Below are 20,315 nucleotides of genomic sequence, written 5' to 3'. Positions count from 1 at the left end.
CGTGACCCGCCCAACGCCGGGTGCGGGCCGGTTCGCGCCCAGCCCGTCGGCCGACCTGCACATCGGCAATCTGCGCACCGCGGTGCTGGCATGGTTGTTCGCCCGGTCGACGCAGCGGCGCTTTCTGATGCGCGTCGAGGACCTCGACGATCGCACCCACGACGACGTGGCTCGCCGTCAGCTCGCCGATCTGGCCGCCATCGGCGTCACGTGGGATGGCCCGCCGCTGTGGCAGTCCCAGCACCGCGACCGTTACGACGCCGCCATCGACACCCTGACCAGCCGCGACCTGGTATACGAATGCTATTGCAGCAGAAGGGATATCCTCAGCGCACCCCGGGCTCCGCACGCCCCAGAAGGGGCCTATCCCGGCACCTGTCGCGAGCTGACCGACGCCCAACGCAGCGCCAATCGCGCGACCGGACGCCCGCCGGCGCTGCGGCTGCGCTCCGATGCCACCGAATACACGGTCACCGATCTGGTCCACGGCAGCTTCACCGGATTGGTGGACGATTTCGTGTTGCGCCGCGGGGACGGGGTCCCGGCGTACAACCTCGCCGTCGTCGTCGATGACGCCCGCTCCGGCATCGACCAGGTGGTGCGCGGCGACGACCTGCTGTCCTCCTCCCCCCGCCAGGCGTACCTGGCCGGCTTGCTCGGCTATCCGGCGCCGGTGTACGCCCATGTGCCGCTGGTCGTCAACGCCGAAGGCAAGCGGCTGGCCAAGCGCGACGGCGCGGTGACACTGGCCGAACTCGGGGTTCCCACGGCGTTCGCGTTGATCACGGCATCGCTGGGCTGGCCCGCCACCGACATGGCGGGCCTGCTCGCGCAGTTCGACCCGGCCGGTCTTCCCCGCGAGCCGTGGGTTTATCAACCGGTTTGATCGCAACCCTTGGCGGGCATCTTGGACATCATTGCCGTCCGCCTGTAGCCGCACCCACCCTGTGTCACAGTGTCCACCATGCCGAAGCAGAAAGAGATCGACGCGGACGTCGTCATCGTCGGGGCGGGGCTGTCGGGAATGATCGCCGCCCGCACGGTACTGGCGGCCGGGCTGACACCGGTGGTGCTGGAGGCCGACGAACGCGTCGGGGGACGCATCCTCACCGAGGAAGTCTTACCCGGTCTGCCCGTCGAACTCGGGGCCCAGTGGATCGGTGACACCCACGAGCGGATGTTCCGGCTGGCAGCCGAACTCGGCGTCGAGACCTACCCTCAGTTCGAGGACGGTGAGACCTCCTACGATCTCGTCGGCTCCGGGGTGCTGCGGGAGAACGAGTTTCACGCCCGGTTCGCCGGGGAACTGGCCGAACTCGAACGGGTGCTGCGCCGCCTCGACGAGTTGGCCGCCGACGTTCCGGTCGAAGCGCCCTGGCTGGCGGCGCGGGCACAGGAGTGGGACGAGATCACCGCCGGCGCGTGGTACGACGCACAAGGGCTGTCGCCGGTCGCCCGTACCCTGCTGGAGATCTGCACGGTCGGCATCCTGGCGGTGCCCACCGCCGAAGTGTCCTTCCTGCATCTGCTGTTCACGATCCAGACCTGCGGGGTGACCTCGGAGCTCTTCGCCGAGTCCGAGGGCGGTGCCCAGACCACCCGGTTCGTCGGCGGGACGGGCGAGATTCCCCGTCGGCTGGCGGCCCTGATCACCGATCACATCGTGCTGAACGTCCCCGTCCAGCTGATCGAGCACTCCGCCGACGGCGTGACGGTGACCTGCCGGGGTGGACTGATTGCGCGCGGGCGCCGGGTCATCGTCGCCATCTCACCGACACTCGCAGGCCGAATCATGTACGACCCGCCGCTGTCCGGCGTCCGCGATCAACTCACCCAGCGGCTGCCGAACGGCTCGTCGATGAAGGCGTTCTTCGTCTACGACGAACCATTCTGGCGCGCAGACGGTTTCAACGGTCAACTCATCTCCGACATCGGTCCGGCCCGGATGTCCAATGACACCTGCATACCCGGCGACGACCACGGAGTGATCCTCATGTTTCTGGAGGGCGAACAGGCCCGCACCTTCGGACGTCTTCCCGAAGCCGAGCGCCGAGAAGCGCTGACCGCGGAACTGGTACGCCACTACGGAAGCAAGGCCGCGAAACCGGAGTTCTACGTGGACGGCGAATGGTCGGACCGGCAGTGGACCCGCGGCTGCTACAACGCCAACCTGGGGCCGCATGTGTGGACCAGTTACGGCCCGGCGCTCAGCGCACCCATCGGCGTGATCCATTGGGCATCAACCGATACCGCCACCTACTGGAGTGCCTATATGGAAGGCGCGGTCGACGCCGGCGAGCGGGCCGCCCAAGCGGTGATCGCCGAACTCACGGGGTGACATCGGCAACCACCGGCCGACCACACCGGGCTTCCGCTACGCTACGGAGCGTATCTGACCACAACGATGTGCCGGGGGTACTTCGATGGGCCGTTTCGTCGGCAGGATCGGCGCACTCGCGTTGTTCCTCGGGGTGGGAGCGGTAGCGGCGCCCGCAGTCGCGTGTGCCGACTCGGCTGGACCGGCGCCAGATCGGACATCATCGGCCGCCCACGGTGTCGCGGCTTCCCCTCGTGCCACGAAACCCACGGCGCCCGTACGTGTTCGTGCGGCGACGCGCACGCCCTCCGGCATCGCGGCCGGCGCGCGCTCGCCGCGGCCGGCCCAGAAGACGGCGCCCCGCAGCGTGAAGCCGGTAAACCCACCTGCCCGGCTCCCGGGTCCCGACGAGGCTTTGGCGGCGGCCGCCCAGCTGTTGCGCCGCCATATCAGTGCCGCCCTCTTCAACGCCGCACCCACAGTCGACTACGACCCCGCGCAGAACACCGCCTCGCAGTACGGCGTGATCAACGGCGATCTCAATGCCGCCGATCGCGAGGGTGATCGGATCTCGTACGTCCTGACGGCCGCCCCTGCGCACGGCAGCGTGGTCCTCAGGTCCGACGGCACGTTCGCCTACGTGCCCACCGATGCGTTCGCCGTATCCGGCGGCACCGACACCTTCACCGTCCGGGTCGGTGACCACACCGGCAATCCACCGCACATCAACCTCGCCGGCGTCCTGCACGCCGATCCGAGCGGCGGCCAGACGACGGTGACCGTCACGGTGGCCCCCGGTTCCACCGCACCGCCGGAGCAACTCCAGTTGGAGGCCCTGGCCGCACAGATCGCACACGCCCCGCGGTTGCAATGGATGAAGAACGTGTTGCGGCCGTGGTGGTTCGCGTTGGCCGCCGTGAAGTACCTGCCCGCGGGCGGCCTGGACAGCACCACCGTCGCCCGGCTGAACCAGGCTCTCGACGAGTTCACTTTCGGGGTCGCCATGCGTGTGGTGAACACCGACGCCGACCGGCCGCAGGTCCTGACCTACGAGATCCCGCCACACACCTGGGGGCCGCTGGCCATCCCCGGTGGGCGCTGGGCGTACGACAATCCGGATTCGGTGTATCGGACCATCCCGGTCGACGCTGCATCCTCGTATGTGATCACCGGGCGGTTCGTCGGCAACCCGCCGGCCGACCTGAACTTCTCGGTCTACACCGACGCGAACGTCACCAACTCCGTCGACAACATCGGACTGCACGATCTGGTGGTCAATCCGGACGGCACCTTCACCATCACCGTCAACTCGGCAGCCGATGACGGTGCGATCAACCACCTGCGGCTCACCCCGGATGCCCGGCAGGTGTTCATTCGCGACACGCTCGGCCAGTGGACCGACTCCCCCGTCGAACTCTCCGTCGTCCGCGTCGACGGTCCGACGGCCGGAGCTCCTCGGATCTACGACCAATTGGTCGGCGACGCGGTCTCTTTGGCGACCACCTCCGGATTCGCGCTGTACGGCCTCATGCTGTTGCCGTTCGTCCAGCCGGTCAACGCGCTGGGCAAACCCACGCACACCTTCGGAACCCTCTCGACACAACGCCAGAGCTCGACGCTGTTCCACCTCGACGACGACCAGGCCATGATCGTCACGGTGACCCTCGGCGACGCCGGGTATTTCACCACCCCGATCACTGACGCCTGGACGATCACCCCCGACTACCGCGACCACCAGAGCAGCCTCAACTCGTCGCAGGCGATTCAGAACCCCGACGGTTCCTACACGCTCGTGATCGCGAAAACCGATCCGGGAGTGGCCAACTGGGTCGACACTGCCGGGCTCTCCCAGGGCAGTCTGTTCGTGCGGTGGCAGCTGCCCGGGGCCAACCCCGACGCCGGCCCACCGACGGTGACCTCACGCGTGGTCCGCATCCAGGACCTGCCCGCGGCGCTGCCACCCACCACCGTCTACGTCACACCCGAACAGCGGGCACAGCAGCTGACCGAACGCCGGCAGGCCTACGACTCGCGATTCGCTCGATTCCTGGCGGGCTAGCCACATCGGGCCGATTCCTCACTTTCCGTTCGGGTCGGCGGCATTGAGGGCAGCCACCACGTCGTCGTAGTCACCGCGAACCTCGCCGTACCGCAGGAACTTGACCCGCTCGACCAGGAGCTCGTGGGCATCGGGCGCAGCCTCCAGCAGATCGACGACCTCGTCGACGAATTCCTCCAGCGGCATGGCGAATTCACTGTTCTGTTGTCCCGGCAGCAGCGCAGTCCGCACTGCCGGTGGTACGAGCTCGACTACCTTGACGCTGGTATCGGCCAGCTGCAGTCGCAGCGACTCGCTGAGCATGTGGATCGCCGCCTTCGTGGCGTTGTAACTGGGGGTCACCTTCAGCGGCGCGAACGCCAGTCCGGACGAGACGGTCATGATCGTCGAATCCGGTTGCTGCCGCAGATGTTCGATGAACGCCGCGATGAGCCGGATCGGTCCCAGCACATTGGTGGCGACGGTGGCTTCGGCCGAATCGAGGAACGATGCGGGCTGGTGCCAGTCTTCGATCCGCATGATGCCCGCCATCGCGATCACCACGTTGAGCTCCGGGTGATCGGCCAAAACCTGATCGGCGGCCCGCCGGATGTCGGCCGGGTCGGTGATGTCGATGCGCACCGCACCCAGTCCAGGGTGCTGGGCGGTGATGGCCTCCAACTGATCGGTTCGTCGACCGCCGACGATGACTGTGTTGCCCCGCCCCTGCAGGGCCAGCGCAAGCGCCAGGCCGATCCCACTGGTGGACCCGGGAATGAAGATGGTGTTGCCCGAGATTCGCATTGTCGATTCCCCTCGTCGATGGCACGTCCGCCACGGTTCACTGTCGCGGAGCTCCCCAGCGATGTCGTCAACGCTGACCGCCATCATCGGTTCCGGCTAGCGGTAATACCTGCCGGTGACCTGTCGATGAGACACTGGACCCGACGCCGGGGGTAGGAGGACGCATGGCTGGCACGCGAGTGGTCGTCGCCGATGACGATGTGCTGCTGCGGGAGGGACTGGCCAGCCTGCTCGATCGCTCCGGTTTGCAGGTGGTGGGTCAGGCCGGCGACGGTACGGAATTGCTGGAACTGGTTCGCCGGGAACACCCGGACGTGGCGATCGTCGACATCCGGATGCCGCCCACCCACAGCACCGAAGGTCTCGACGCCGCCCGGCAGATCCGCCAGGAGGCACCCGACACCGCGATCCTGGTGTTGTCGGCTCACGTCGACGTCGACCACGCGCTGGAGTTGCTGTCCGGCGGGCACGCGATCGGCTACCTGCTCAAGAGCCGCGTCACCGACGTCAGCGACTTCCTCGACACCCTCGGCCGAGTCGTCAACGGTGCCTCGGTGATCGACCCGGCACTGGTGACCGAGCTGGTCTCGGCACGACGGCGCAATGATCCGCTCGCGGCGTTGAGCAGCCGGGAACGCGAGGTACTGGCGCTGATGGCCGAGGGCCTGTCCAACAGCGGTATCGCCCGACGGATTTTCGTGACCGAGGGCACGGTGGAAAAGCACGTTCGCAGCATTCTGACCAAGCTGGACCTGCCGGAAACCAATGACGACCACCGCCGGGTGCGCGCGGTGATCGTCTACCTCGAATCGCTCTGAGCGCCGGCCTCAGCCCGAGCCGACCAATTCCCGCACCGCCTGCGTGGAGAACGCGAACTTCGGCAGAAAGCCCGACACCGGGCTGACCGCGATCAGGTCGGTGAAATCCGATTCGGCATGGGTGGAGATCAGGATCATCGCGGAGGCCGGCGCCCCGGCGTCGTGCAAGGCCCGCACGACGTCGAATCCGCTTTCCTCGCCCAGATCCACATCGACCAGCGTCACGTCGGGGTGCAGCTCCCGGTAGGTGCGTACCGCGTCGGCCGCGTTCGCCGCCATCCCGACGACAGCGATGCCGCCGCGGGCCAGGATCGTGCTCGCGGTGGTGCGGAACTGAGCGCTGTCATCGACGATCAAACAGCGCATCGCACACCTCCGAAACCGAACATGGTTCGAGCATGGCAGACCGGATCGGTCCTCGGCATTGCTGCTAGCCGTAAAGCTGCGCTTGCAGATACCTGATCCCAGCGCTTCTCCTACCATCGATCGCACACCATGACAGCGACCCCGGCCTCCGACTCCCAGCACGGCGCGCGCCTGCGCGAGCGGCTGCTGGCGTTACTGATCCGCCCGACGCCGCCGCCGCTGATCTGGGGCGTGCTCACGGCCGTTGTGTTCATCGCGGTCGAAACGCTGATCGTCCACGTGCTCAAGAACGTGGCCCCCGACAACGCATTCGGTGCGGTCTTCCTGCTGGGGGTCTTGGTGGTCTCGGCCGGGTGGGGATTCGGCGTCGCGCTGGCCACCTCGGTGGCCAGCGCTTTGGCCTACGTGACATTTCACGTCAGTGAAGGCAGCGGCAGCCTGGCTCCCGCGCTGGTGGTGTTCATGACGCTGGCGCTGTTGACCAACGTCCTGGTCGGCCAGGCCCGGCTGCGCGCCGCCGAGGCCATGGCGCGCCGCGTCGAAGCCGACCGCGCCGCCGCCGACGCCGGCGCCCTGGCCGGCCAGCAGGCCGCGCTGCGTCGGGTCGCCACGATGGTGGCCCGCGGCGCCGCCCCCGACCAGCTGTATCCCGTCGCCGTCACCGAACTGGCCCGCGGGCTGGGGGTCGCGCACGTGAACCTGCTGCGGTTCACCGGCGACGGCGCCGTGCCCGTTGCCACCTACGACGTCGATCCGTCCCGAATCCTGCCCCTCGGCGAGACCGTCGCCCTGGACGGTGACACCGTCGCAGGGGCGATCCGCCGCACCGGACAGCCATCGCGGATCGACAGCTACCGCGACGCGACCGGTTCGACCGCGGCCCGCTTGCGGCGGCACGGACTGCGGTGCGGGGTGGGCGCCCCGATCCTGGTGAACGACACCGTATGGGGGGCGATGGTCGTCGACTGCGAGGACGAGCAACCGCTACCCGGCCGCACCGAGGACCGCGTCGCCGACTTTGCCGATCTGGTGGCCACCGCGATCACCAACGCCGAGACCCGTGCCGAGCTGCAGGCGTCGCGCGCCCGCATCGTCACCGCCGCCGATCAGGCACGCCGAGGTTTCGAACGCGACCTGCACGACGGCGCGCAACAGCGCATCGTGTCACTGGGGTTGGAGCTGCGCGCTCTGGAGGCGTCCGCGCCCGCCGAACCGCCCGAGGTTCGCGAGCAACTCGCCGCGATCATCGCCGGACTGGCCCACCTGCACACCGATCTGCAGGAGCTGTCCCGAGGCATCCACCCGGCGATCCTGTCCCGCGGCGGGCTGGGACCGGCGATCAAGACGCTGGCTCGGCGCTCGGCGATCCCGATTGCCCTCGATGTCGAGGTCGACCGGCGGCTTCCCGAGTCCGTGGAGGTGGCGGCGTATTACGTGGTGGCCGAAGCGCTCACCAACGCAGCCAAACACGCCCAGGCCACCGAGGTCACCGTCTGGGCCCGGGCGACGCGGGACGAGCTGACGTTGCGGATCGCCGACGACGGCATCGGTGGGGCGGCCCGCGGTGGCGGGTCCGGTCTGGTGGGACTCACCGACCGCGTCGAAGCGCTCTCGGGGCGCCTGGGCATCGTCAGCGAGGACGGTGCCGGGACCGCGATCACCGTGATGATCCCGTTGCCCGTTGGGGGCTAGCCCTACCGCGCAATCTGCAGCTAGCGCTCTGGCCTTGGGGCACCCGCGGCGAGCAGACTTCGACCATGACTTCGCCCGATGCCCTCACCGACGGATTCCACCTCGTCGTCGACGCGCTCGCCCTCAACGACGTCGCGACCATCTACGGGGTGGTCGGCATCCCGATCACCGACCTCGCCCGGTTGGCGCAGGCCTCGGGCATCCGCTACATCGGGTTCCGCCACGAATCCGATGCCGGCCACGCCGCCGCCGCGGCGGGCTTTTTGACCGGGAAACCCGGTGTGTGCCTGACGGTTTCGGGCCCGGGATTCCTCAATGGGATGGTCGCATTGGCCAACGCGACGGTGAACTGCTTCCCCATGGTGCACATCGCCGGCTCCAGCACGCGCGCGATCGTGGACCTGCAGCGCGGCGACTACGAGGAGCTCGACCAGCTGGCCATCGCCAAACCCCTTGCCAAGGCCAGTTATCGAGTCGACCGGGTCGAGGACATCGGCCGCGGCGTCGCCCGGGCGTTTCGCACCGCGGTGTCCGGCCGTCCCGGCGGGGTGTACCTCGACATCCCTGGCGATGTCCTGGCCCAGACCATCGGCGCAGCCGCCGGCGCGGCATCGCTGTGGAAGGTCACCGACCCCGCACCCCGCCAAACCCCCGCACACGACGCGATCGTGCGGGCGCTGGAGTTGCTGGCCGGTGCCGAGCGCCCACTGATCGTGCTGGGTAAGGGCGCCGCGTACGCCCAGGCCGACCAGCAGATCCGCGCCCTGGTCGAGACCTCCGGCATCCCGTTCCTGCCGATGTCGATGGCCAAGGGCCTGATCCCCGACGACCACGAGTTGTCGGCCGCCGCCGCACGGTCATTGGCGATGGCCAAGGCGGACGTGGTGTTACTGGTCGGTGCACGGCTGAACTGGCTGCTGCAACACGGCGAGGCGCCGCACTGGTCGGCTGCGGCCAAGTTCATCCAGATCGACATCGACCCCAGCGAATTCGACAGCAATCAACCGACCACCGTCGCACTGGCCGGCGACATCACCTCGACCGTCACCGCGCTGTGCGCCGGGTTGGCACGCCATCCGGTGATGTGCCCGCACGAGTGGCGCGCCGAGCTGGCCGAGCGCCGCCGGCACAACGCCGGCGTGATGGCCGGCCGGCTCGCCGAAGACCCCCGGCCGATGCGGTTCTTCAACGCGCTACGCCCGATCCGCGACTTCGTCCGCGACCACCCCGAGGTGTATCTGGTCAACGAGGGCGCCAACGCACTGGACGTCACCCGCAACGTCGTCGACATGCGAGTGCCCCGCCACCGCCTGGACAGCGGCACCTGGGGTGTGATGGGCATCGGGATGGGTTACGCCATCGCCGCGGCCGTCGAGACCGGTCAGCCGGTGATCGCGGTCGAAGGCGACAGTGCCTTCGGGTTCAGCGGCATGGAGATCGAAACGATCTGCCGCTACGGCCTTCCCATCACCGTGGTCATCCTCAACAACGGCGGGGTCTACCGCGGCGACGGGGTCGACCCCTACGGCACCGACCCGGAGCCCACCGTACTGGCGCCCCGCGCCCGCCACGAACGACTCATCGAGGCGTTCGGTGGCACCGGCTACCACGTCGACACTCCCGGCGCCCTGGCCGACGCACTGGCCGCTGCGGTCGCCTCGGGGCGGCCCGCACTCATCGACTGCGAACTCGATCCCTCAGCGGGCACCGAGAGCGGTCACCTCACCAACCTCAACCCACGCAGCGCGCTAGCCGCCGGCACGGCCTGAACGAAAGGAAGACCGATGACCACCACAGCCCCGCTCTCCGGAATCAAGGTGATCGACTTCACCGGTGTGCAAGCCGGGCCGGCCTGCACACAGATGATGGCCTGGTTCGGCGCCGACGTGCTCAAGGTCGAGCGTCTCGACGGCGGCGATGTCACCCGCCATCAACTGCGCGACATCCCCGACCACGACGCGCTGTACTTCACCATGCTCAACAGCAACAAGCGGTCACTGGCCATCAACACCAAGACCCCGGAGGGGCTGGAGGTGATGGAGAAGCTGATCCGCGAGGCCGACGTGCTGGTGGAGAACTTCGCCCCCGGGGCCCTGGACCGGATGGGCTTGTCCTGGGAGCACATCCACGACCTGAATCCCCGGCTGATCTTCGGGTCGGTGAAGGGGTTCAACGACCAGTCACCCTGGAAGGATCTCAAGGTCTACGAGAACGTGGCCCAGGCCGCCGGCGGCGCACTGTCGACCACGGGGTTCTGGGATGGGCCACCGACGGTGAGCTCAGCCGCACTCGGCGACAGCAACACCGGCATGCACCTGCTCATCGGTATCCTCACCGCGCTGCTGGCCCGTGAGAAGACCGGTGTGGGCCAGAAGGTTTCGGTGTCCATGCAGGATGCGGTGCTCAACCTGTGCCGGGTGAAGCTGCGCGACCAGGAGCGCCTGGAGGCACTGGGCTACCTGGAGGAGTATCCGCAATACCCGAATACGCCGTTCGGCGACACCGTGCCGCGCGGTGGCAACGCCGGCGGCGGTGGCCAGCCCGGCTGGGTGCTCAAATGCAAAGGCTGGCAGGACGATCCCAACGCCTACATCTACTTCACCATCCAGGAGCAGAACTGGGAGCGCACCTGCGAGGCGCTCGGCAAGCCGGAGTGGGCCGACGATCCTGCCTACCGCACAGCGCAGGCGCGCCAGCCGCACATCTTCGACATCTTCGCCGACATCGAGACGTGGCTGGCCGACAAGACGAAGTACGAAGCCGTCGACATTCTGCGCAAGTACGACGTGCCGTGTGCGCCGGTGCTGAGCATGAAGGAAATCGCCTACGACCCCGCGTTACGCGCCAGTGGCACCGTCGTCGAAGTCGAGCAGGAGGACCGCGGCACCTACCTGACCGTCGGCAGCCCGGTGAAGTTCTCCGACTTCACTCCCACCATCAGCGGCGCTCCGCTGCTGGGCGAGCACACCGTCGAGGTGCTCAGCGCCCTGGGCTACGGCAGTGACCAGATCGAGAACCTCAAGACCGCACACGTCATCTGATCGGAGGCCGATTGTGTTGTTGGGCAACATGGTCGCGGACATCGCGGCGGCCACCCCCGATGCTCGGGCGCTGATCGTCACGGCCGAGCAGCGGTCCATCAGCTACCGGGAGCTGGCCGATCTGATCGAGCAGGCCGCCGACGCCCTGGCGAGTAACGGCTTGACCGGCGGTGACGTGGTCGGGCTGCGCGCAGCCAACACCGTCGCCTACGTCGTGGGGTTGCTCGGTGCCGCCCGGGCGGGCCTGGTGGTGGCGCCGCTGGATCCGGCGCTGCCCGCGGCCGAGCAGCAGGACCGGATGCACCGGCTCGGGGCCCGCGCGGTGCTCACCGATACCCCGGCAGACCTGCTCGACAGCGCACCGGAGATCACCGTCGACGTCGACGGAGCGCGGTGCACGCTGCGCGGGTCACCGGCGACGGGCGGCGACCCGGCGGCGATCGGACTGACGTCGCAGGACGCCATGGTGATGTTCACCTCGGGCACGACCGGCAGGCCGAAGATGGTGCCCTGGACGCACGACGGATTGACGGCGGCGATGAACAACGTGGTCTGCGCATACGGGTTACGGGCCGACGATGCCACGGTCGCGGTGATGCCGATGTTTCACGGGCACGGGCTGGTGGCCGGATTGCTCGCCACCCTGTCCAGCGGCGGGATTCTGGGTTTGCCTGAGAAGAAGCGGTTTTCGCCCCAGACGTTCTTCGGTGAGCTGGCCGCAAGCGCGGCCACCTGGGTGACCGCCGTACCGACGATCTATCAGGTCCTGTTGGACGTCGCACCCACCGGCGCCGCCGCGGCTGCCCGGCTGCGGTTTCTGCGCAGCTGCAGCGCGCCGCTGCCGCCTGCCGTGGCGGCGCGGCTGGAGGCGGCGTTCGGCGCCCCCGTGCTCCCCGCCTACGGGATGACGGAGGCCACGCATCAGGCCTGCGCGGTGACCGCCGCCGCCGACACCGAAACTCGCCTGCACACGGTCGGGGCGCCGGTCGGCACCGAGCTGCGCATCGCCGAGCACGGCGAGGTGTGGCTGCGCGGGCCTGCCGTGGCCCGCGGCTATCTCGACGACGCGGCGGCCACCGCCGCGACATTCGCCGACGGCTGGTTGCGCACCGGTGACCTCGGTTCGGTGAACGACAGTGGCGTGCTGACACTTCGCGGCCGGATCAAGAACATCATCAACCGCGGCGGTGAGAAGATCTCGCCCGAGCGGGTCGAGGACGTGTTGCTCGCCCATCCCGATGTGGTGCAGGCGGCGGTGTTTCCGGTGCCGGATGCGAAGTACGGCGAGCAGGTGGCCGCGGTCGTGGTGCCTCGGGCAGGAACCATCTTCGACAGCGCGGCGCTGGAGTCTTTCTGCGCCGCGCGTCTCGCACATTTCGAAGTGCCGGAGCGAATTTCGCCGGTGGACGAGCTGCCGGTGACGGCGAAGGGATCGGTCGACCGCAACCGCCTGGCGGCGATGTTCGGTTAGCCGATGGTGTCAGGGTGTGCCGTTGGCGCCGGGGGTTCCGTCGTTGCCGTCCTTACCCTTGCCGCCGTCGCCGCCCTGGCCGCCGGCGCCCAACGACCCGCCGTTGCCGCCGTTTCCGCCGTCGCCGCCCATGCCGTGGTCGCCGACTGAGTCACCGCCACGACCGCCGGTACCACCGTCGCTGAACTCCGGGACGGCGTCGCCGCCGGTGCCGCCGACACCGCCGACGGCACCGGGGGTCAGATCGGAGCCTGTCCCGCCAGGCCCGCCGTCGCCGCCGTCGCCGCCGTCGCCGAGGGATTGGCCGCCCGAGCCGCCCGCTCCGCCGGCCCCGCCATCGCCGTTGGGCACCGTCGCGTCACCCGCGGCCCCGCTACCACCGGCGCCGCCGCGGCCACCCTTGCCGACCGAGCCACCGTTGCCGCCGTCCCCGCCGTCACCGCCGACGGCACCGACCGTCACGGCGTCGAAGCCGTCGCCACCCTCGCCGCCGTCACCACCGGAGGTCGCCCAGGGACCGGTTGCTCCCGCGGTTCCGTCGTTCGCACATCCGCAACTCACACCGGCCAGGCCGCCGGCCCCACCGGCACCGGCGCTGCCGGGATCGCCACCGTCACCGCCGGTGCCACCGTCGACCGTGACGGCATCACCTTTGCCGCCCTTTCCGCCCTTACCACCTTCGCCGGCTTTCCCGCCGCTGCCACCGTCGCCACCATTACCGGCGATGGCGGTGAGCTCGACCAGCAACAGGATTCGCGACGAACCACCCTCGCCGCCGCTGCCACCGGCCCCACCGACACCCCCGTCACCGCCGTCGCCGCCCGCGCCGCCGTCAGCACCGGCGACGGTGGCCTTCACGCCCTCGGCACCCTTGCCGCCGCCGCCGCCGGCACCGCCTTTCCCGCCGGTACCGCCCGCGCCGCCCGTGCCGAAGATCCAGCTGCCGTCGCCGCCGCTGCCACCGTCGCCACCGACACCGCCGTCGTCGGCATCGCCGCCGTCGTCACCAGGCTCCTGGCCGGCCTTGCCCGCCTTGCCATCCTTACCGTCGCCACCCCGGCCGCCGGCACCACCGTTGCCCCACAGCGCAATTGGTGACGCATTGCCGCCATCGCCGCCTGATCCCCCGGTGCCGTCGACGCCCCCGTGCTCCGTGGCCTTTCCGCCATTGCCGCCCGCGCCGCCGTCGCCCCACAGCAGACCTCCGCGGCCGCCGTCTCCGCCGGCACCACCGGCACCGCCGTGGCCGCCCGCACCACCGGTTCCGGCAAGCCCAGCGGCACCACCGTTGCCGCCACGCCCCGCCTCGTCGCCGCCCTTGCCGCCCGCTCCGCCGGTGCCGGCGAGCAGGCCACCGCGCCCGCCCGAGCCGCCCGATCCACCGCTGCCGCCAGTACCACCGTTGCCGCCGACGCCGACCAGTCCGGCGTTGCCGCCGTTACCGCCGCTGCAGTTGGCTGTGCACCCGGTGGGCGCATCACCGCCCACCCCGGCGGTTCCGCCGAAATATCCTGCGCTTCCGCCACTTCCACCGTTCCAGCCGTTGCCTCCGTACCCGAGGAGCAGTCCGGCGCGACCGCCGTTGCAGGTCGTCGAGCCGGTGCACCGGGCGGCGTCGTAGCTGTATCCGTTCCCGATCAGCAACCCGGCATCGGGATGCTCTGCGGTGCCGTTGGCGATGAGGGTGGACAGCACACTGCCCGGGGTCCACGCGGCGACCACTGACTTGGGCGCCGGGCGGGTGCTCGATGCGGTTCGTTTCTGGGCCTTCGGCGCTTTCGTGTTGGCGTGGCCCACCGAGTTGCCGCGATGCGCGTTTTGCGATGTATCTGCTTGTGCTGCAGCGGAATTAGCCACCATCGCAGCGAAGACGGCCGTCATCAGACCTGCGCCGAGCAGACTGTACGACCCGACCCGGTGTCGGCGTCCACCATTCATGGGATCAGACCCAGGGTGCCGTGTCCGGTGTTGTACACGACGTCGTTCTGGAAGAACAGCTGGATCCCGGTGTTGAGGTAGTGAATCTCTTTGCTCGACGTCCCGTTCTGCACGTTGACGAACACACCGCCGTCGACGTTGTCGGTGACCAGGTTGAAGTACGTGACGGTGGCTCCACCCGTAGTTGTCCCGGACAGCGAGAACTGCAGGCCGGTGTCCAGGAATCCGTTCTTTCCCCCATCCGAGGACTCGGTGATCCCGGCGTAGGTGATGGCGTTGGCCTGCGAGCTGCGGTTGGTGTTGTGCAGCGTCGTGTCCGCGCCGGTGTCCGGGGTGATTCCCACGTTGGGATCCGAAATCAGCTGTGTGCCTGATCCTGTGGCGATCTGGATGGTGGCTCCGAACAATTGCGGGGCGAAGTAGCGGGTACCGCTGTGCGGATTGGTCGCTCCGCCGGGGGCGGATGGATCGGGCGTCATCGCGAAGTACAGGCCGGTCGGGTCTTCGGTGTCGGTGTCGGTGAGGCCGATCTGGAGCCAGGACTCCCCGTCCTCGTCGATGTGGATCCGGTAGCCCGGCGTCACCCCCCGCGCGAAGGTCAATTCGTTGAGAAGATCGGAGATTCCGTTCTCTTCGTAGCTCGGGGCAACCCCGAAATCACCGTAGAACTGCCCGTCGATAGGTGGGGTGCCGTCGGGGGATCCGTCCGGGGTCCAGACCGTGGTGTCCTTGCCGTCGACGATCTTGTCCATCTGACCGACCTTGACCCACCCGGTGGTCAACAGCGCCGTGGTGCTGGTGGCCGAGGAGTAGAACGACACCGTGGTAGTCGCCTCGACCCCGGAGTACACCGTGCCGCTGTCGAACGACTTGCTGATCGTCGGGCCGGTGGTGACACCGGATGATCCCCACCACGGTGATGCGGTCGGATCCTTCGATGCAAAGGCTGCGTGGAAACCGGCCGCGCCCGTGTCGAACTCGAAGAACTGCGGGATCGCGTTGCCGGAGCCCAGCGTCGCATAGATGCCGACCCGCTTGACGGTCGTCCCCTTGCAGGAACCGTCCGGATCGGTTTTGCCGAAGCAGACGTCCACGAGTTGGAGCGGAACCCTGATGGGGGCGGTGACGACGCCGACGGTGGCCGGGAACAGTGTGCGGCGCACCGCCCATACCGCGCCCTGCAACAGGTCGGTGATCGGGTTCGGCGGAAAGCCGGCCAGCCAGGTCGAGGTGCTCTCGAGGATCTGCTGCAGCCCGAGACCGATCGGCGATGTGGTGAGCGCGGCCGGCGCCGTGACGACTGCCGCCGCAGGCGCCGAGCGCAGCACCAACGCGCGCGGAAGCCGGCCCGATCCGGCGACGGTTTGGCTTGGTCTGCGCTCTTGGACCCGCACCGTCGTGGTGGGCACCCGCCGGGCGGCCGGCTTCCGCTGCGCAGTGCGCGCCGGCTTGGCTGTGTGCTCACGCGCCGAACCGGCCGACGCCGAGGACTGCGCACCGGCCGCACCGTCGTCGGCGTAGGCGGTTCCCGACGCCGCCGCCAACGCCAGCCCGATACCTGCCGCGGCGGCCGAGATCTGCAGAAACCGGAGAACCGGCAGACCGCGTGTTGTGTGCGACATTCATCCCCCGCCCCGGCCGCACCCGCAGCCACCATCCGCCCCATTTCTTAGCACGTGCGGGCGGTGCTCACAGCCTTCTCGGCGGGGACGGTCACCGGGGTGTCAGTGGGCCGCCACGTCGAGGCGCGCCATGCCACGCAACGTGACATGCGGCTTGTAGACCGGTTCGTCAGCCAACCGGGCGTCCGGGAAGCGTCGGGTCACCGCGGACAGCGCCACCGCGGCCTCCATCCGCGCCAGCGGAGCGCCCAGGCAGAAGTGCGGGCCGTGGCCGAACGCCAGATGCCGAACCGGGCTTCGGGTCGGATCGAACTCGTCGGGCCGATCGGCGACCGCGGGATCGCGGTGGGCCGCCGCCAACAACAGCATCATGATGTCGCCCTTGGGAATCTGGATGGCCTGCGCGCCGATCGTCATGTCAGCGCCGGCGACCCGGCTGACCAGCTGCACCGGCGGGTCGTAGCGCAACGTCTCCTCGATGATCGCCGTCGCCCGGCTGGAATCGGCGCTCAACGCGGTCCAGTGCTGCCGGTGACGCAGCATCGCCAGGATCGCGTTCGCGATCAGATTGACGGTGGTCTCGTGACCGGCGATCAGCAGCAGGTTGCAGGTCGCGACGATCTCCTCCTCCGTCAACTGGTCACCGGATTCCTCGACGGAGATCAGCGCGGACATCAGGTCGTCAGCCGGTTGTGAACGCCGGCGTTCGAGCAGCTCGCGCAGATACCCACGCAGCCACAACCCGGCCTTCAGGCGTTCCTCCAAACCCTGGGTCTCGCCGGTGAAGGTGACGAACGGGTCCAGCCCCTGCGCCAGAAGTGTTGATGCCGCGCTGAATTGAGGCTCGTCTTCGATCGGCACACCGAGCAGCCGGCAGATCACCGCCACCGGCAGCGGGTGAGCCAGGGTCTCGATCACGTCGAATCGGCCGGTCGCGGCGGCCCCGTCCAGCAGTCGGTCGACCATGCCGGTGATGTCCGGTTCGAGCGCCTTGACCACCCGGGGGGAGAACGCCTTGCTGACCAGTCTGCGCAGCCGGGTGTGGTCGGGGGGATCCAGGAACAGGAACCCGGGTGTTCCGAAGGGTCGCGGCTGCTCGCCGGCGGCGATGGCCCGCTGGGCGGCGGTGGACTTCAGCCGGTCGCTGCAGGAGTCGGGATGGCGCAGCACCTCGTCGCACTCGGCGAAGCGGGACAGCACGTGCAGGGTGGACTCGGGGATGTGCATCGGCCCGCCGTCGAGAATCTGCCGATACACCGGGTAGGGATCGGCCCGGTTGGCGGGATCGAGCAGTTTCAGCAGCAGCTCTTGCGGGGCGGCGGGAGCACTCATCCAACTATTGTGCACGCGTCGAATGACCGTAGTACCGGCCGAGGACGTCTTCGCGCAGGTCATCGAACTCTCCGGCGCCGATCGAGGCCCGGATTTGGTCGACGAGCCGGATGATGAACCGCTCGTTGTGGATCGTGCACAGCGTGGCGGACAGGATCTCCTTGGCCTTGAACAGGTGGTGCAGGTAGGCCCGGGTGTAGTGCGCGCAGGTGTAGCAGTCGCAGTCGGCGTCGATCGGGGTGAAATCACGCCGGTATCGCGCCCCGGTGATGTTGAAGCGGCCGGTCGGGGCGTAGACCGCCGCGTTGCGCGCCACCCGCGACGGTGACACACAGTCGAAGGTGTCGGCGCCTGCGGCGACCGCGGCGAACAGGTCGTCGGGCTCACTGATCCCCAGCAGGTGCCTGGGCTTGTCCTCGGGCAGCTCGTCGGTGCACCAGCCGACGATCGTGGCCAGGTTCTGTTTCTCCAGCGCCCCGCCGATGCCGTAACCGTCGAACCCGCGCCCATCGGCGTCGACGATGCCGGCCAGGTCCCGCGAGGCCTGACGACGAAGGTCCTCGTACTGCGCGCCCTGCACCACACCGAACAGGGCCTGGCTGGGCCGCTCCGGACGCTGTGCCGTCAGGCGACGGTGCTCGGTCAGGCAGCGCACTGCCCAGGCTTGCGTCCTGGCCACCGACTCCTCTTGGTAGCCACGGGTATTCACCAATGTGGTCAGCTCGTCGAACGCGAAGATGATGTCGGCGCCGATCTTGTGCTGAATCTGCATCGACACCTCGGGGGTGAAGCGGTGCGTCGACCCGTCGAGATGGGAGATGAACGTGACCCCGTCGTCGTCGACGTGAGCCAGCCGCTGCTTGCCCTCGGCGATCACGTCGTCGGCCTGCACCCGCTCGGCGTCCATCGACAACACCTTGCGGAACCCGGCCCCCAGCGAGAGCACCTGGAAGCCGCCGCTGTCGGTGAACGTCGGCCCGGGCCAGTTCATGAACGCACCGAGGCCGCCCGCCTCGTCGACGATGTCCGGGCCGGGCTGCAGGTAGAGGTGGTAGGCGTTGGCAAGTACGGCCTGGGCGCCCAGCTCACGCATCGTCTCGGGCAGCACCGCCTTGACCGACGCCTTGGTGCCCACCGCGATGAATGCCGGGGTGCGGATGTCGCCGTGAGGGGTGTGGATCACCCCGGTGCGCCCACGACGACCGGGCAGTTCGGTGTCGACGGTGAAGAACGGCACCCCGGTATCTAACCAGCGCCCTGGTGCAGGAACTCCACGATGTACCCGGCGAGCTGTTCGCCGGCGTCTTCCTGGAGGAAGTGTCCGGCGCCCTGGATGGTCGGGTGCTCGCGGCCCTGGGCTCCCGGCATCTGCTGGAAGATCGGGGCCATCGCACCGGTGATGGGATCACCGTCGCTGAACGCCACCAGCATCGGCGTGGAACTCGCCGACAACACCGTCCAGGCGCGCCGGTTGGCCTCGGCAGCGGGATCGTCCGGCGAGGTCGGCACCAACCCGGGCATGGCCCGCGGGCCCGCGCAGAAACTGTCGTCGGGGAAGGGCGCGTTGTAGGCCGCCCGCACGGCATCGCCCATCGGCCGCTGACAGCCCGACTCGACGAACCGTCCCACGTCGATGCTCGGCGAGGTCTGGATCGCCTCCCGGAACTGCCACCACACCTCCGGCATGGTGAAATCGCCCGTCGGCAACCCGGTGTTGGCGACGACGATTCGGGCGAACCGGTCGGGGTTCTCGGCCGCCAGGCGCAGGCCGATCAACCCGCCCCAGTCCTGGCCGAACAGCGTGACCCGATGCAGATCGAGGACGTCGAATGCCAAGGCGCGCATCCACTCGACATGGCGCGCGTAGGTGTGATCCTCGAGCCGGGTCGGTTTGTCGGAGCGGCCGAATCCGACCAGATCCGGACAGATGACCCGATGTCCGGCGGCAACCAGAACCGGAATCATCTTGCGGTACAGAAACGACCACGACGGTTCGCCATGCAGCAACAGGACCGGGTCGGCATCAGCGGATCCTTCGTCGATCCAGGCAACCCTGACGCGACCGCCCTCGTCGTCGTCCAGCTCGCAATAGCTTGGCGAATAAGGGAAATTGGGGAGCTCAGCAAATCGGTCATCGGGTGTGCGCACTGTCTGCATACCGGTGAAGATACCGACTTTCCCTGCGCCGGTCGGGATTTGCCGCGCCGCGGGAAACGCTTTCTGCCAGTTGGCCCTCAGGCGAATTTTTCGTCCAAATCTGCCACCAGAGACAAATCGACACCCATACTTTCTCTCGATGATCCGTCAATGGCGACGGATCACGCCAACATAAGGAGACATCGGTGAAGCGTGGGTTGGTGGTGACCGTTGCCGGCGCCGCAATCTTGGTGGCCGGACTGTCCGGGTGTTCCAAGGACGAGAAGAAGACTGAGTCGACGACGAGCGCGACAACTACCTCCGCAGCCGCGACGACGAGCGCGGAGGCGTCCGCATCCGCCAGCGCCACCGCCGGGCCCGGCAGCGCCACCGTCACGATCGACGGGCAGCCGCAGAACATCCAGGGTCAGGTCGTCTGCGCGAATGCGGGCGGCAACATCAACATCGCCATCGGCGAGGCGACCACCGGCATCGCCGCGGTGTTGTCCGCCGACGCCTCCACGGTGCAGTCCGTCGGCCTCGGCAACGTCAACGGCGTGACGCTGGGCTACACGGCAGGCGTGCCGGGTGGGGCCAACGCCACGGCCACCAAGGACGGCAACACCTACAAGATCAGCGGGACCGCGACGGGTGTGGACATGGCCAACCCGATGCAGCCGGTGACCAAGCCCTTCGAGATTCAGGTGACCTGCCCCTAACGGGGTCGGACCGAGCGGCGG

The 20,315-nt window shown here is 68.6% G+C and carries 16 protein-coding genes; 9 read left to right on the top strand and 7 right to left on the bottom strand.

From position 1 onward, the window contains the following. Position 1: 1 nt before the first annotated feature. The 3 genes from gluQRS to MSZK_RS04150 all read left to right on the top strand — a co-directional run bounded on the left by gluQRS (position 2) and on the right by MSZK_RS04150 (position 4,376). Positions 2–886, top strand: coding sequence for a tRNA glutamyl-Q(34) synthetase GluQRS (gene gluQRS / locus MSZK_RS04160; protein ID WP_099245127.1), 885 nt, complete (start codon positions 2–4; stop codon positions 884–886). A 78-nt stretch (positions 887–964) separates the two neighbouring features. After that, on the top strand, positions 965–2,338 hold the full coding sequence (locus MSZK_RS04155; RefSeq protein ID WP_099245275.1) for an FAD-dependent oxidoreductase: 1,374 nt from the start codon (positions 965–967) through the stop codon (positions 2,336–2,338). Between the two features lie 346 nt (positions 2,339–2,684). Further along, positions 2,685–4,376 carry an Ig-like domain-containing protein gene (locus MSZK_RS04150; RefSeq protein ID WP_158230544.1) on the top strand — a complete coding sequence of 564 codons (1,692 nt, stop codon included), beginning with the start codon at positions 2,685–2,687 and terminating at the stop codon, positions 4,374–4,376. 18 nt (positions 4,377–4,394) lie between these two features. On the opposite strand, the gene MSZK_RS04145 is transcribed toward MSZK_RS04150, so the two are convergent. Further along, a complete protein-coding gene (locus MSZK_RS04145) occupies positions 4,395–5,159 on the bottom strand; it encodes an SDR family oxidoreductase (protein ID WP_099245123.1) in 765 nt (254 codons plus the stop codon). Positions 5,160–5,323: 164 nt separating this feature from the next. Between MSZK_RS04145 and MSZK_RS04140 the strand changes: the two genes are divergently transcribed. After that, on the top strand, positions 5,324–5,977 hold the full coding sequence (locus MSZK_RS04140; RefSeq protein ID WP_099245121.1) for a response regulator transcription factor: 654 nt from the start codon (positions 5,324–5,326) through the stop codon (positions 5,975–5,977). Between the two features lie 9 nt (positions 5,978–5,986). On the opposite strand, the gene MSZK_RS04135 is transcribed toward MSZK_RS04140, so the two are convergent. Further along, a complete protein-coding gene (locus MSZK_RS04135) occupies positions 5,987–6,343 on the bottom strand; it encodes a response regulator transcription factor (RefSeq protein WP_099245119.1) in 357 nt (118 codons plus the stop codon). 129 nt (positions 6,344–6,472) lie between these two features. Here MSZK_RS04135 and MSZK_RS04130 point away from each other — a divergent pair, with 129 nt between their 5' ends. From MSZK_RS04130 to MSZK_RS04115, 4 genes are all read left to right on the top strand, one after another. Next, complete coding sequence (locus MSZK_RS04130; RefSeq protein ID WP_099245117.1) at positions 6,473–8,035, top strand: ATP-binding protein; 1,563 nt, start codon at positions 6,473–6,475, stop codon at positions 8,033–8,035. A 65-nt stretch (positions 8,036–8,100) separates the two neighbouring features. After that, positions 8,101–9,804, top strand: coding sequence for an oxalyl-CoA decarboxylase (gene oxc / locus MSZK_RS04125; RefSeq protein ID WP_099245115.1), 1,704 nt, complete (start codon positions 8,101–8,103; stop codon positions 9,802–9,804). Positions 9,805–9,819: 15 nt separating this feature from the next. Continuing rightward, positions 9,820–11,076, top strand: coding sequence for a formyl-CoA transferase (frc, locus tag MSZK_RS04120; RefSeq protein ID WP_099245113.1), 1,257 nt, complete (start codon positions 9,820–9,822; stop codon positions 11,074–11,076). Positions 11,077–11,104: 28 nt separating this feature from the next. Continuing rightward, positions 11,105–12,547 (top strand): FadD7 family fatty acid--CoA ligase, encoded by a 1,443-nt coding sequence (locus MSZK_RS04115; protein WP_371411287.1) that lies wholly within the window; start codon positions 11,105–11,107, stop codon positions 12,545–12,547. Positions 12,548–12,556: 9 nt separating this feature from the next. Here the strand turns inward: MSZK_RS04115 and MSZK_RS33480 are convergent, their stop codons facing one another. The 5 genes from MSZK_RS33480 to MSZK_RS04090 all read right to left on the bottom strand — a co-directional run bounded on the left by MSZK_RS33480 (position 12,557) and on the right by MSZK_RS04090 (position 19,596). Beyond that, entirely contained in the window at positions 12,557–14,428 is a 1,872-nt protein-coding gene (locus tag MSZK_RS33480) for a hypothetical protein (RefSeq protein ID WP_142389856.1), read from the bottom strand. A 53-nt stretch (positions 14,429–14,481) separates the two neighbouring features. Then, on the bottom strand, positions 14,482–16,107 hold the full coding sequence (locus MSZK_RS04105) for a hypothetical protein (RefSeq protein ID WP_099245107.1): 1,626 nt from the start codon (positions 16,105–16,107) through the stop codon (positions 14,482–14,484). 102 nt (positions 16,108–16,209) lie between these two features. After that, positions 16,210–17,439, bottom strand: coding sequence for a cytochrome P450 (locus MSZK_RS04100; RefSeq protein ID WP_099245105.1), 1,230 nt, complete (start codon positions 17,437–17,439; stop codon positions 16,210–16,212). 4 nt (positions 17,440–17,443) lie between these two features. Then, on the bottom strand, positions 17,444–18,676 hold the full coding sequence (tgt, locus tag MSZK_RS04095) for a tRNA guanosine(34) transglycosylase Tgt (protein WP_099245103.1): 1,233 nt from the start codon (positions 18,674–18,676) through the stop codon (positions 17,444–17,446). Positions 18,677–18,684: 8 nt separating this feature from the next. Then, the gene (locus MSZK_RS04090; protein WP_099245101.1) at positions 18,685–19,596 is read right to left on the bottom strand and encodes a haloalkane dehalogenase; all 912 of its coding nucleotides are present in this window, start codon (positions 19,594–19,596) and stop codon (positions 18,685–18,687) included. Between the two features lie 185 nt (positions 19,597–19,781). Between MSZK_RS04090 and MSZK_RS04085 the strand changes: the two genes are divergently transcribed. Then, the gene (locus MSZK_RS04085) at positions 19,782–20,294 is read left to right on the top strand and encodes a lipoprotein LpqH (RefSeq protein WP_099245099.1); all 513 of its coding nucleotides are present in this window, start codon (positions 19,782–19,784) and stop codon (positions 20,292–20,294) included. Positions 20,295–20,315 lie beyond the last annotated feature (21 nt).

Source organism: Mycobacterium sp. shizuoka-1, assembly GCF_002723835.1.
Classification (GTDB): domain Bacteria; phylum Actinomycetota; class Actinomycetes; order Mycobacteriales; family Mycobacteriaceae; genus Mycobacterium.
This window is presented reverse-complemented; position numbering and strand designations above follow the sequence as displayed.

Bases quoted from the DNA above. Each gene is read 5' to 3' on its own strand.
- MSZK_RS04155 (WP_099245275.1), top strand. From the start codon at position 965: ATGCCGAAGCAGAAAGAGATCGACGCGGACGTCGTCATCGTCGGGGCG.
- MSZK_RS04145 (WP_099245123.1), bottom strand. From the start codon at position 5,159: ATGCGAATCTCGGGCAACACCATCTTCATTCCCGGGTCCACCAGTGGG.
- MSZK_RS04140 (WP_099245121.1), top strand. From the start codon at position 5,324: ATGGCTGGCACGCGAGTGGTCGTCGCCGATGACGATGTGCTGCTGCGG.
- MSZK_RS04135 (WP_099245119.1), bottom strand. From the start codon at position 6,343: ATGCGCTGTTTGATCGTCGATGACAGCGCTCAGTTCCGCACCACCGCG.
- MSZK_RS04130 (WP_099245117.1), top strand. From the start codon at position 6,473: ATGACAGCGACCCCGGCCTCCGACTCCCAGCACGGCGCGCGCCTGCGC.
- oxc (WP_099245115.1), top strand. From the start codon at position 8,101: ATGACTTCGCCCGATGCCCTCACCGACGGATTCCACCTCGTCGTCGAC.
- frc (WP_099245113.1), top strand. From the start codon at position 9,820: ATGACCACCACAGCCCCGCTCTCCGGAATCAAGGTGATCGACTTCACC.
- MSZK_RS04115 (WP_371411287.1), top strand. From the start codon at position 11,105: ATGGTCGCGGACATCGCGGCGGCCACCCCCGATGCTCGGGCGCTGATC.
- MSZK_RS33480 (WP_142389856.1), bottom strand. From the start codon at position 14,428: ATGACGGCCGTCTTCGCTGCGATGGTGGCTAATTCCGCTGCAGCACAA.
- MSZK_RS04105 (WP_099245107.1), bottom strand. From the start codon at position 16,107: ATGTCGCACACAACACGCGGTCTGCCGGTTCTCCGGTTTCTGCAGATC.
- MSZK_RS04100 (WP_099245105.1), bottom strand. From the start codon at position 17,439: ATGAGTGCTCCCGCCGCCCCGCAAGAGCTGCTGCTGAAACTGCTCGAT.
- MSZK_RS04090 (WP_099245101.1), bottom strand. From the start codon at position 19,596: ATGCAGACAGTGCGCACACCCGATGACCGATTTGCTGAGCTCCCCAAT.